We start from the raw sequence: 12,154 nt of genomic DNA, 5'->3' as shown, positions 1-12,154 counted from the left end.
TCAGACCATGGCCAGCCGCTGCTTGCGTTGTGGCGCGTGAAACGCCTGGTCCAGCGCCGCCAGATCCCCGGCCTCGAGTTGCAGCTGCGCCGCTTGTGCATTGAGCTGCACGTGTTCCGGGCGCACGGCCTTGGGAATCGCAATCACCCCATCCTGACGCAGAATCCACGCCAGCGAAACCTGTGCCGGGGTCACGCCGTGACGAGCGGCAATCTGTTTCAGTACTGGCTCGGCCAGCATCGCGCCGCCCTGGCCGATCGGGCAGTACGCCATCAGCGGCATACGCTGTTGCTGGCACCACGGCAGCAGGTCGAATTCGATGCCGCGTTCTTCCAGGTTGTACAGCACCTGATTGGTCGCGCAGGCCGAGTTCGACAGTTCCTCAAGATCGTCGACGTCGAAGTTCGAGACTCCCCAGCGGCCGATCTTGCCGTCCTCGCGCAGACGCTCGAAGGCCTCGACGGTTTCCTCCAGCGGATACTGGCCGCGCCAATGCAGCAGATAGAGATCGATGTAATCGGTGTCGAGCCGGCGCAGACTGCGCTCGCAAGCCTGGGGAATGCCTTTGCGGCTGGCGTTGTGCGGGTAGACCTTGCTCACCAGGAACACTTGATCGCGAAGACCGGCGATGGCTTCGCCGACCACGCTTTCGGCACCGCCCTCGGCGTACATTTCGGCGGTGTCGATCAGGGTCATGCCCAGCTCGATACCGTTGCGCAGGGCCGCCACTTCACGCGTGTGCGCCGAGCGGTCTTCGCCCATGCGCCAAGTGCCCTGGCCAATCACCGGAACCTGCACGCCAGCCAATTCGAGGGTACGCATTCAAACCTCCTTTCTGAAACGGTCGATACCTTTAAGTGGGCAGCAGGATAGCCCATGGGTTCCAAATGCAGTTGAGGCGTTTATTGCGAAGTTCTCTTGTTCCAATGTAATGAACGGGCGTTTCTGAAGTGCGCAAGAAGTTGCGCAGCTGTCCGTAATAAAACCAAGGCAAAAACCGCTACAGGCCCTGCCGAGCAAGGCCTCCAGCCAAGTGCGCAAGAAGTTGCACAGTACAGCGCAACTTCTTGCGCACTTTTCGACGAATACAGTGGGAATTTTCGCCGCAATGGCGAAGAAAACTCACCCAACCCCCGGTTTATAAGGGCTTGATAAAATTGGCATGCTATTTGATGGCCATTGGCCGCCTCATAGGTGATATCACCTGTCAGCGCACCCAACGACTCAGCAAGGAGCACACCCCATGGCAACACCAGCGTACATGTCGGTTACCGGCGAAAAACAAGGCCTGATCACTGCCGGCGCTTTCACCGCCGACTCCGTTGGCAACACCTACCAGGAAGGTCACGAAGACCAGGTCATGGTTCAGGCGTTCACCCACGACGTGATCATCCCGCGTGACCCGCAATCCGGTCAGCCAACCGGTCAGCGCGTGCACAAGCCAGTTGTGATCACCAAGGTCTACGACAAGGCTTCGCCACTGCTGCAAGCAGCTCTGACTTCCGGCGAGCGCATGAGCGAAATCGTTATCCAGTGGTACCGCACTTCGGCGCAAGGCACCCAAGAGCACTACTACACCACCAAACTGGAAGACGCGATCATCGTCGCCATCAATAACAAAATGCACAACTGCCAGGATCCAGGCAACGCCCACTTCACCCACCTGGAAGAAGTGCAGTTCACCTACCGCAAAATCACCTGGACCCACGAAGTATCCGGTACTTCGGGTTCCGATGACTGGCGTGCTCCAGTCGTTTAATCGCGGCTGATGGTTGTACCGTCTCGGCCGGTTTAGCCGGTCGAGGCATCTTCACTACTCAAAGATTTTTTGCCGCCAGATCCTTAGCGATCTGGCGCGCATCGCAGCACAGCACGAGGGACAAGGGAATGTTCTCACCGGCCAACCAGGCTCATTTCAATCTGACCATCGATGGCGCGGACACTGACTTTCAGGTGCTGTCGTTCACCGGTCGGGAAGCCCTCAACACGCCCTTTGAATTCGAGCTGGAACTGGTCAGCGAAAAGGCCTCGATCAACCTCGAAAGCCTGCTGCACAAACTGGCGTTTCTTCAACTGTCGCCGAGCGGCAGCGGGATTCACGGGCTGGTTTACAGCATTGCCCAAGGCGAGGCCGGCAAACGCCTGACCCGCTATAAAATCTCGTTGCGACCGCAGCTTTCGTACCTCGCGCACCGTTTCAACCAGCGCATTTTCCAGCAGATGACCGTACAGCAGATCATCAGTCAGGTGCTGGAAGAACACGGCATCCTCGCCAGCGATTACCACTTCCAGCTGAGTGCGATCTATCCCGAGCGCATCTACTGCACCCAGTACGATGAAAGTGACCTGCACTTCGTCCAGCGCCTGTGCGAAGAGGAGGGGATTCACTACCACTTCCAGCACACCGCCAGCGGCCACAAACTGACCTTCGGCGATGACCAGACGGTGTTCCCGAAACTGGCGCCGGTGGCCTATCAGCAGGACTCCGGACTGGTGGCGGACCAACCGGTGGTCAAGCGTTTCGGCCTGCGCCTGGCCACCCGCACCAGCCGCACCACGCGGCGCGATTACGACTTCGTCAAACCGAAGATCGAGCTGGAAAGCGACGCAAAAAGCAGCGCCCAGCCGGACCTGGAAGACTACGATTACCCGGGCCGATTCGTGGATCGCGAGCGCGGCAAACACCTGGCCAATCGCAACCTCGAACGCCATCGCAGCGACTACCGCCTGGCCGAGGGCAACAGCGACCAGCCGATTCTGGTCACCGGGCATTTTCTGGCCCTGACCGACCACGCCAACCCGACGTGGAACGACCTGTGGCTGCTCACCGAAATCTTCCACGAAGGCAAACAGCCGCAAGTGCTGGAAGAGTCGGTGACCAGCGACACCACCGACGACAAGGACGACTTCCATCAGGGCTATCGCAACCGCTTCAGCGCGATCCCCTGGGACGTGCCGTACCGCCCGCCGCTGGACCACCCGAAACCCAAGGTTCTCGGTTCGCAAAGCGCCGTGGTCACCGGTCCCGAAGGTGAAGAAATCTTCTGCGACCAGTACGGCCGGGTGAAGGTGCAGTTCTTCTGGGACCGCGAAGGCCAGCACGACGACAAGACCACCTGCTGGATGCGCGTGGCCTCCAGTTGGGCGGCGGAAACCTTTGGCTCGATCAACATTCCACGGGTCGGCATGGAAGTGCTGATCACCTTCCTCGAAGGCGATCCCGACCAGCCGCTGATCACCGGTTGCCTGTACCACGGCGCCAACCTGCCGCCGTACAAGCTGCCGGACTTCAAGACCCTGGCCACGGTCAAGAGCAAGGAATACAAGGGCAGCCGCGCCAACGAACTGCGCATCGACGACACCACCAGCGAGATCAGCATCGCGCTGCGCAGTGATCACGGTGCGAGCGCGATCAACCTCGGTTACCTGACCCATCCGCGTCCAAGCGGCGGTCAGCCTCGGGGTGAAGGTTTTGAATTAAGAACCGACCGCCACGGCGCCGTGCGGGCCGGTGCCGGTCTGCTGATCACCACCGAACCGCGCCCGAACGAATCGAAACACCACAAGGACCTGCCGGAAACCGCCGAGCGTCTGGCCACGGCCAGCGATCAACAGGACAGTTTCGCCACACAGGCCAAAGAGCTTCAAGCCCAGGAAGCGGGCGATCAGGATGACGTGGCCAAGGCCTTGCACGCGCAGCATCAGGGCGTGCTCGGAAGCGGCCCGGCGAACCTCACCGCCAATGAATTCCCCGAATTCACCGAGCCGCATCTGGTGCTCGCCAGCCCCGCCGGCATCGCCCTGACCACACCGCGCTCCAGCCACATCGCCACCGGCGAACACCTGGCGCTGAGCAGCACCGGGCACACCAGTCTTTCCATCGGCAAACGTCTGTTGGCCAGTGCCAGTCGTGGCATGCGCCTGTTCGTGCAGAGCATGGGCTGGCGGCTGGTGGCGGCCTCCGGCGACATCGACGTCAAGGCACTGAAGGACAGCATCAACCTGCTGGCCAAACTCAACATCACCGCCAACGCCGACCGCATCACCATCACTGCCAAAACCGAACTGGTGATCCAGGGCGGCGGCAGCGCCACCACCTACAACGCCGGCGGCATCACCCACGCCACCAGCGGCCCGTACACCGCCCACGCGGCGAACTTTGCCTACACCGGGGCGAAATCCCTGGCGGGCGTGTTCCCGGAACCGCCGAAACCGGGCAAGGGCAATCTGGAGCTGTTCAACCAGTACGCCGGGCGTCAGGGCATCAAGGAAGGCGATTACGAAGTCATCGATGCCTTGGGCAAAAGCATCAAGGGCAAGCTCGACGCGAAGGGCTTCGCCAGCGTTGCCGGTGCCGCACCGGGGCCAGCGCGGGTGCTGTTCGGCAAGGATCCGGCGGACACCTGGAGCGAGGGCAGCTACATCGGCAAGCCGGAATGGCCGTTGAATCCGCCGGGCGCCGAAGACGTGCCGAGTCAGGTGCAGGCCATGGTGGCGCAGGCGCTGCCGAGCAAGAACTGGGACATGTTGGAGAAGGGCAAGGAATTGGCACAGACAGGGATGGGTGCAATGCAGACCGCGCAAGGCGCGATGCAAACGGCGCAGCAGGTGAAAGGCGTGATGCAGGGCGGAGCGGCCGGGCTGCCGAAACTGGCGAGTGCGGCGATGCCGAGTGCGTCGGGGATTCTCGGGGCGGCCAGCAAGAGCGGCAAGTTGCCGAGTCTGCCGGCGCCGACGCTTCCAAAAACTTCCTTGAAAACCCCGGGCCTGCTGGCGGGTGAGATGCTGTCATGACCACTGAAACTGCTGTTGTAAAACGTGAACCTCAGGTTGCGATCGTTCCTTTAAATGCCATCGACATTCAGGATGTCGCCAGCAGCGCGGCGACCTTCGATGCCTGGCTGCAATCGGCCAGTGGCGGCGTGGTCACCCTCGACCGGATCAAGAACGTCGCCGGCGCCTTACCCGTGGTAGGCAACATCATGGCGCTGGTCGATGCGCTGGGTGACATCGTCACCCTGTCGAACGCGCAGAAACGCGACCTACTCGCGTGGGCCAGTCTCGGTATCAATCTGATCGGTGTTTTGCCGCTGCCACCGGCAATGGCGGCAGCACGCATGACCTTGCGCCCAACCCTGTTTCTGGTGCGTCAGGAGATGAAGGCCACCAGCAAGATGCTGCTCAGTTCATCGGTCATCGAAGTCCTGATCGGACACTTGAACGAGTCCATCATCGGTACGCTCGACGATTTCGTTGAACAGGCCAAAGGCAAGCTGCCGGGCATTCTGGCGGACGCTGGCAAGCTGGGCGAGGACGTCATCAACGAGATTGCCAAAGGCCTCGAGACGGTGGCCAATGGCAAGCTTGATGCCAAGGGCGACCTGAACGCGGCTGGCGCACAAGCGAGTGCGGCGGTCGATCAATTCAAGAATGATCCCCTTGCATCGTTCGGCAACATCTTCGGCGCCGCGTGCAGCGCTTATAAGGCCGCAGGCAAAGGCTTGGCCAACAGTGCGGCCGATCACCTGCTGCCCGATGAGGTGAAGAAGCGGGTTGCTACGGAAACCGCGAAACTGCGGGCGATGGGTCCGGAGCTGCGCACCCAGTTGAGCAAGCTGGATGATGAGTCCGTTCAGAACTCCATCGGTTGGTTGCTGCTGATTCTTTCCAGCGCCGTGACGTTGTGGCGCAAGCGCAATGCCCATGGCCAGAACGCCGCCGTCCATCCGGAGAAGACCGGACAGGCGAAGCGTACGGCATCTGAGGGGCAGTTGGCCGCCCACGGCCAACAGGCACCGGCGAAAGGCGCACCCAATCCAAAGAAAGGCCCCTGCGAATGCGCCACGGACTTCAGCATCAATTTCGCTTTGGGTTCGGAAAGCCTAAGCCATACCGATTTCAGCCTGCCCGGCCCATTCCCGATCGAATGGACACGCACTTACAACTCACGCCTCGACGCCTACGATCAGAGCGAGCTCGGCGCCCGCTGGATCAGCGAGTTCACCACACGTTTCGACTGCGTGGACGATGGCCTGACCTTCTACGGTGCCGACGGCCGTGACCACAGCTATCCGCTGCCCAAAGTCGGTCTGTTTCATTACGACGCCATCGAAAACATCACCCTCATTCGTGCCAGCGAAGATCAGCTATTGCTGTGCCACGGTTTCGAACGCAAGGAAACCTACGTCCGTCGTGGCCAGCGTTATGTGCTGACCAACATTTCGCTGCGCAATGGCGCCGGGATCATGCTGCATTACGAGCATCGGCACGGCGAACAATCGGTGCTCTCGGACCTGATCACCTATCAGGAAAACGACTTCACCAAAGTCCACCTGCACCTCGGTACGATGATCGACGATCACGGCCGACTGACGGGTCTCTGGCAAATCGTTGACGGCGAACCGCAGCGACAGCTCTGCGCCTACCAGTACGACGCCTATGGCGACCTGATTCAAGCACAGGACGAGAACGGTGCAGTCTGGTCGTATCAGTTCCAGCATCACCTGATCACCCGCTACACCGACCGCACCGGACGCGGCATGAACCTGCAGTGGGACGGCCCGGGCTCCAAGGCCAAAGCCATCCGCGAATGGGCGGACGACGGCAGCTTCGACACGCGCCTGGAGTGGGACGAAAACATCCGTCTGACCTACGTCACCGACGCCCTCGGCAACGAGACCTGGCACTACTACGACATCCTTGGCTACACCTACCGCATTCGCTACGCGGACGAGCGTTCGGAATGGTTCTTCCGCGATGAGGCCAAGAACATCGTGCGCCGTGTCAATGCCGACGGCAGCACCGATCGCTACAGCTACGATGAACGCAGTAACCTGCTCGAACACATCCGTGCCGATCACACGGTGATGCATTACGCCTACGACGATCAAGACATGCTGATCAAAATCAGCGATGCCGAGGGTGGTCAGTGGCAACGCGCCTATGACGACCAAGGCAACCTGGTCGAAGCGCTCGATCCGCTGGGCAACAAAACCGAATACGCCTACAACAAATCCGGTCAGCCCACCGCGATCAAGGACGCCAACGGCAACGAAAAGACGTTGGACTACAACGACGCCGGGCAAATGGTCGAGTACGTCGACTGCTCAGGCAAGACCAGCGCCTGGGAATACAACGAACTGGGGCAGATGATCTGCTTCACCGACGCCGCCGGTAACGCCACCGAATACGAATACAAGGCTGGCCAACTGGTGCTGATCAAGCACCCGGACAAGACTGAAGAGCGCTTCGAACGCGACGCCGAAGGCCGGCTGTTGACGCATGTCGACGGTCTCGATCGCTGCACTACCTGGAGCTACAGCGCGGCCGGTTTGATCGCCGAACGTGTCGATGCCGCCGAGCAAACCCTGCGCTATCGCTGGGACCGTCTCGGACGGCTAACGGCTCTGGAAAACGAAAACGAACAACGCGCACACTTCCACTATGACCCGGTCGGTCGACTGCTGGAAGAGAGCGGATTTGACGGGCGCAGCACACGCTATCAGTACGACTCGCTAACCGGTCGCCTTGCCCAATCGATCAATGGCAAACGCGTCATCTCGGTGAGCTTCGACCCGATGGGACGTTTGACTGAACGTCGCGCCACCTTGGGCGAGCAGTCGCAAAGCGAAACCTTTGCCTACGATGGCAACGGCAACATGGTGCTGGCCGACAACGCCGACAGCCGCCTGCAATGGTTCCACGACCCGGCCGGCAATCTGCTGCGCGAACACCAACATTACCTCGGACTGGAAAAGCCCACCGTCGCGATCTGGCAGCACGAGTACGACGTGCTTAACCAGCGTGTTGCCACCGTTCGCCCGGACGGCCACCGCGTCAGTTGGCTCACTTACGGCAGCGGCCACCTGCTGGGCATGCGCCTGGACGAGCATGAGCTGATCGGTTACGAACGCGACGACCTGCACCGCGAAGTTGCCCGCCACCAAGGCAATCACCTGCTGCAAACTCAAAGCTGGGACCCGGCCGGTCGCTTGCAGGAGCAACTGCTGGGGCGCAGCGATGACAAAAGCACGCTGCTCAAGCGCGAATACAAATACGACGCTGCCGGCCAACTGACTGACATTAACGACAGTCGCCGCGGCCCGCTCGCCTATCGTTACGATCCCGTCGGCCGACTGCTCAGCGCCGTGACGCGTCAAGGCGTTGAAACGTTCGCCTTCGATCCGGCCGGTAACCTGCTGGATGACAAGACTGACGAAATCCGTCGTCCACTGGATCTGACGCCGCCGCGCAGCAAACTGGTCGACAACCTGCTGCGCGAATACGCCGGCACCCACTACGACTACGACGAACGCGGTAATCAGATCCAGCGCTGGCACAACGGTCAGCGTAGCGATATGCGTTGGGACCTGTTTGATCGACTGGTGCATTTCGAAGATCCACATCTGAGCGTGGATTTCGCTTACGACGCACTGGGACGCCGCCTGCACAAAAACTCCCGAGCGCACTATAAACAGCGGCCTGAAGCCGGTTCCCTCTGGAACAGAAACGAGCACGCCCGCAAACAACGCGAACTTGGCTGCGGTTTTACGCTTTACGGATGGGACGGCGACAACCTCGCGTGGGAAAGCAGTCTGGCGCAGGGCGATGGCGAGCCGGGACGCACGGTGCATTACGTCTTTGAACCGGGCACTTTTGTCCCTGTTGCACAGGCTGTACGGCATGCGCCGATCAATCTGATGGGGCTGCCGGATTACAGTGGTGAATACAGCCTCGATGAAGACCCGGTGTGGAATCACAAGGCAAGGGCATTACCGTTTGATGCGTTGGCCTGGTACCAGTGCGATCACTTGGGCACGCCGCAGGAACTGACGGATTCACAAGGCAACATGGCTTGGACCGCGCAGTACAAGGCGTGGGGGCAGGTGACGGAACAGCGTTCAGAATGGGCGCGGCAGCATGGCGTGACGAACCCGATACGGTTTCAGGGGCAGTATCACGATCATGAGACGGGGCTGCACTACAACCGGTATCGGTACTATGATCCGGAGGTTGGGCGGTTTATTAGTAAGGACCCGATTAGCTACGCGGGGGGACTCAATCTTTATGCTTATGCTCCTAACCCGACAGGCTGGATCGATCCGTTCGGGTTAACTCCATCGTGCTCTCGACGTACTCAGTTACCAGGAGACCAAACATTTCCTTCAAAGAGAGCGGCACGAAGGGCTGCGATGCGTTCGAAAAATATTCCTACGTCTCAAAGTTATAACTCTAGAACTATCAAGGATCCAGAGGACACACGTAAAGGCATTCACCCTAGTGAGAGATATAAAGTTGAAACCCTCACCAGTGGCGGTCAGAAAGCGGGGGGTGAAACACCAATAGGTTCCGTAAAAATACACGACGCCGGGCACGAGTTTAAGGATAATGACACCTATGAACTCCCCCACTACCACGGTGTCAACGGAGAGCATTATTCATATGAGAATCAAAGGTCTAAAGGATGCCCACAATGAAAGCTTTAGTTGATGCCGGGTCCGTTCTTGCTTCGAAATCTGCAGGATTTCGCTTTGATAATTCATGCGACTCGATATGGTATCTGGCTACAGGCTATGATTATGGATTGATTTTTGATTGCTTGGCTCCCATTTTTTTTCGGCATAATATATATGCGGTGCTTGCTGCCGAGCTCGATTCCAGTAGCAGTATCGCGAAGAAATTAGGCCAGCATAAAAGAGCGTTTGGGAAGCTTGGCTTGGTCGCAGCGAACAAAAGAAGACACTTGGAATTAGACTTGGATATTGAGGGGAAACATCATTTCTGTGACCTCTCTGCCCTCTCTAGCAGCGAAGAAATAAAAACCCTTTTGACTGCCACGTACAAAGGATGGAATGCATTAATATTTTTATCAGAGATAGAACTTAATGAAAGTGATAAAAAAGAAATCCTCGGTGTAGTCTCTGAGGTGTATAGAGCCTCAGGAACAGATTTCTCTGAGGCCTCCTCATTAGAGTTATTTTATAAAATAACGGCAATGCTATTTTCAAAAAAGTGTACTGTCGTCATGCTAGGTGAAGATCTCTCTGATACTCGAGCAATACTAATCTCAGGCCATCCGGAACAGATAATCGAATTTTCAGAGCTCACAAACACTTTGGTTCGAACCGACTCCAATTGGACTCCAACACCGTTAACACGAAATTTCACAATAAAAACCCCTTTCGCGAGAAGGCGTATGTTTGAGGTATGACCAATAATTGGGACGGATTTGTTTTTTGCAATGAGTTATGAATGCAAGCTGGTGTTCAACGACGCCACTTCAGCCAGCGAAGTAATGAAGGAAGTAGAGGGCGGCGGCGCATGCGTTCGCGTGCAACAGCCTGGTGACCTCTACCTGAAAGATCAGTCGCTCAACAGCAGCGCTGATTATGACGCTCGATTGATCTATGAAAGTGAGAGCGTTCTGTGGCTTCAGGTCAATTTCAAGTCATTGAGCCTTTACCAAACCATGCTCTCGGCGTTGGGCGGCAGCGACTATAGATGTCTTGAGGATGGTGATGACGATAAAAAGGTGCCGCTCAAGGAAGCATTTCGCATCAAGGGCAATGTTTGAAGAGCGGTTGAAGGTCTGCATTGTGCGTCAGTGCAAATAGACAGGCCATGGTCAAAGGAGTGACAACATGAAAGACGCCATTCGCTTGGGCGACTCCACCACTCACGGTGGAAAGGTACTCGAAGCATTCTTCCAGACTAATCTTAATAGAAAGCCGATTTCTGGGCTTGGTCAGGAGGATAGTTGCCCATTGGAGTAATAGGCACGGATTTATTTTTTTGAGTTAGGGGGGACGGCGTCCGTGATGTGCATGGCACTAACAAGCCGCTTGGTTCAGTTTGTAGCCCCCTAGTAAAGAAGTTTAACTTTAATGTTGTCACTGGGTGCGGAGGAAATTCTTGATGTCAGAGTTTTCGAACAGGCTTTTAAAACTTTCTCCGATAGATTTGCAACTCTATGCATCGAAATCTTTAAATGCTTATTGCGCAGCAAAGTCTATTCAGCACGTGACGGTCGATGAGTTGATAGCCCACCTTAATAGTCGTCCTGAAGGCCGTGACTTGGCTGAGTGGGAGAGAAGGGGTGCGCTATTGCCGCTCAACGGAAGGGGGGATGATATGCCTCAAGAACTTAGGCAATCGATTCCATCTCAAGATATTGACGATTTTTGTCATATTGTGGATAGCGCGGTCGAAGTCGGAATAGTAGATGTCTATGGAACTCCAAGCGAGCTGCCGGCCAAATTCGTAGAAAAAATAACTTCAATTCTTCGCAAAAATCACATTGATATTCCTCAATTTTGATTGATGGAGTAATGGGGGTGGATTTGTTTTTGTATAGTTTTTCCATTATATGAATCTGTCACCTTTGTGCATGGTAATTTTTGTGTATGAGTGGGCACCATGCCGCAGGAACGAATCAGGTAGCGCGCAACTAAGAGAATATATGATTGTTGCTGATTTTTATAAGCTGATTGCGCTGTTTTTAGAAGGAGCAGGTAATCTTCAACCAAATATTTTTGGATTGAACGATTTCTCTGAGCCGGAATTTATAAATGCTGATTTTGAGTTGGTTGGAGATCTGGATGATTTTCATTTTTTCGAGAAGGAATACAGCGTTTCTTATTTGCGTCAAAAAATATCGATAGTATTTAAGCAATACTTTTTCGTGAGTGAGGCATTAGGGTGCGGCCTTGGTGTTGCATGTGGGGTGAGGTTGACTTCTCTTTTGAAAAAGCAACCATTTGCTACAGCGTTGAGACAGACGGGTGATAATCGGATTTCGTTCTATTTCTCCGAAGATAAAAGTGAAGGGGCGCTGATTTTTGATAGAAAGATTGTAATGAGATTTGGTCGGCGATCCAAAAAAAGCTCATACATGATATCAACTATTGAGTGCGATTTTGATAATGAGCGTTTTGGTGACATGGCAAGGAAATCAGTGTGTGAAACGTACGAGTGCCTTTCTCCCGATTCGATGATAAACGAAGCAAAATTACAGGCTTGCTCAAATTCTTTCAAACGCTTGGTTCGACAGATTTGTGCCGGCAGTAATATGCAATGAATAATGCCATCTGCTCCCAACCAGAAGGAGTGATGGCATGAAGAAATTAAGAGGGGGTGGATTATTTCGTCACTTTTA

At 56.3% G+C, this 12,154-nt stretch carries 8 protein-coding genes and 1 pseudogene; 8 read left to right on the top strand and 1 reads right to left on the bottom strand.

The genetic code is table 11. The features are described from left to right. On the bottom strand, positions 1 to 822 hold the full coding sequence (locus tag IHQ43_RS19065) for an aldo/keto reductase (protein ID WP_192561707.1): 822 nt from the start codon (positions 820 to 822) through the stop codon (positions 1 to 3). A gap of 421 nt (positions 823 to 1,243) precedes the next feature. Between IHQ43_RS19065 and IHQ43_RS19060 the strand changes: the two genes are divergently transcribed. From IHQ43_RS19060 to IHQ43_RS19025, 8 genes and pseudogenes are all read left to right on the top strand, one after another. After that, the gene (locus IHQ43_RS19060) at positions 1,244 to 1,759 is read left to right on the top strand and encodes an Hcp family type VI secretion system effector (protein ID WP_007949952.1); all 516 of its coding nucleotides are present in this window, start codon (positions 1,244 to 1,246) and stop codon (positions 1,757 to 1,759) included. A gap of 128 nt (positions 1,760 to 1,887) precedes the next feature. Beyond that, entirely contained in the window at positions 1,888 to 4,794 is a 2,907-nt protein-coding gene (locus tag IHQ43_RS19055; protein ID WP_192561706.1) for a type VI secretion system Vgr family protein, read from the top strand. Next, a complete protein-coding gene (locus tag IHQ43_RS19050) occupies positions 4,791 to 9,476 on the top strand; it encodes an RHS repeat-associated core domain-containing protein (protein WP_244142219.1) in 4,686 nt (1,561 codons plus the stop codon). The genes IHQ43_RS19055 and IHQ43_RS19050 overlap by 4 nt, the downstream gene beginning before the upstream one ends. Beyond that, positions 9,473 to 10,210 carry a hypothetical protein gene (locus tag IHQ43_RS19045; RefSeq protein ID WP_192561705.1) on the top strand — a complete coding sequence of 246 codons (738 nt, stop codon included), beginning with the start codon at positions 9,473 to 9,475 and terminating at the stop codon, positions 10,208 to 10,210. The genes IHQ43_RS19050 and IHQ43_RS19045 overlap by 4 nt, the downstream gene beginning before the upstream one ends. 30 nt (positions 10,211 to 10,240) lie before the next feature. Next, complete coding sequence (locus tag IHQ43_RS19040; RefSeq protein WP_192561704.1) at positions 10,241 to 10,573, top strand: hypothetical protein; 333 nt, start codon at positions 10,241 to 10,243, stop codon at positions 10,571 to 10,573. A gap of 67 nt (positions 10,574 to 10,640) precedes the next feature. Beyond that, positions 10,641 to 10,766, top strand: a pseudogene (locus IHQ43_RS19035) (PAAR domain-containing protein); the annotation flags it as partial. A gap of 148 nt (positions 10,767 to 10,914) precedes the next feature. Beyond that, a complete protein-coding gene (locus tag IHQ43_RS19030) occupies positions 10,915 to 11,316 on the top strand; it encodes a hypothetical protein (protein WP_244142218.1) in 402 nt (133 codons plus the stop codon). 142 nt (positions 11,317 to 11,458) lie between these two features. Continuing rightward, the gene (locus tag IHQ43_RS19025) at positions 11,459 to 12,076 is read left to right on the top strand and encodes a hypothetical protein (protein WP_192561702.1); all 618 of its coding nucleotides are present in this window, start codon (positions 11,459 to 11,461) and stop codon (positions 12,074 to 12,076) included. Positions 12,077 to 12,154: the final 78 nt, after the last annotated feature.

Origin of the sequence: Pseudomonas gozinkensis, from assembly GCF_014863585.1 — a bacterium.
Taxonomy (GTDB): domain Bacteria; phylum Pseudomonadota; class Gammaproteobacteria; order Pseudomonadales; family Pseudomonadaceae; genus Aquipseudomonas; species Aquipseudomonas gozinkensis.
This window is presented reverse-complemented; position numbering and strand designations above follow the sequence as displayed.

Coding starts and splice junctions, on each gene's coding strand:
- IHQ43_RS19045 (WP_192561705.1), top strand. CDS start 9,473: ATGAAAGCTTTAGTTGATGCCGGGTCCGTTCTTGCTTCGAAATCTGCA.
- IHQ43_RS19065 (WP_192561707.1), bottom strand. CDS start 822: ATGCGTACCCTCGAATTGGCTGGCGTGCAGGTTCCGGTGATTGGCCAG.
- IHQ43_RS19055 (WP_192561706.1), top strand. CDS start 1,888: ATGTTCTCACCGGCCAACCAGGCTCATTTCAATCTGACCATCGATGGC.
- IHQ43_RS19025 (WP_192561702.1), top strand. CDS start 11,459: ATGATTGTTGCTGATTTTTATAAGCTGATTGCGCTGTTTTTAGAAGGA.
- IHQ43_RS19030 (WP_244142218.1), top strand. CDS start 10,915: ATGTCAGAGTTTTCGAACAGGCTTTTAAAACTTTCTCCGATAGATTTG.
- IHQ43_RS19040 (WP_192561704.1), top strand. CDS start 10,241: ATGAGTTATGAATGCAAGCTGGTGTTCAACGACGCCACTTCAGCCAGC.
- IHQ43_RS19060 (WP_007949952.1), top strand. CDS start 1,244: ATGGCAACACCAGCGTACATGTCGGTTACCGGCGAAAAACAAGGCCTG.
- IHQ43_RS19050 (WP_244142219.1), top strand. CDS start 4,791: ATGACCACTGAAACTGCTGTTGTAAAACGTGAACCTCAGGTTGCGATC.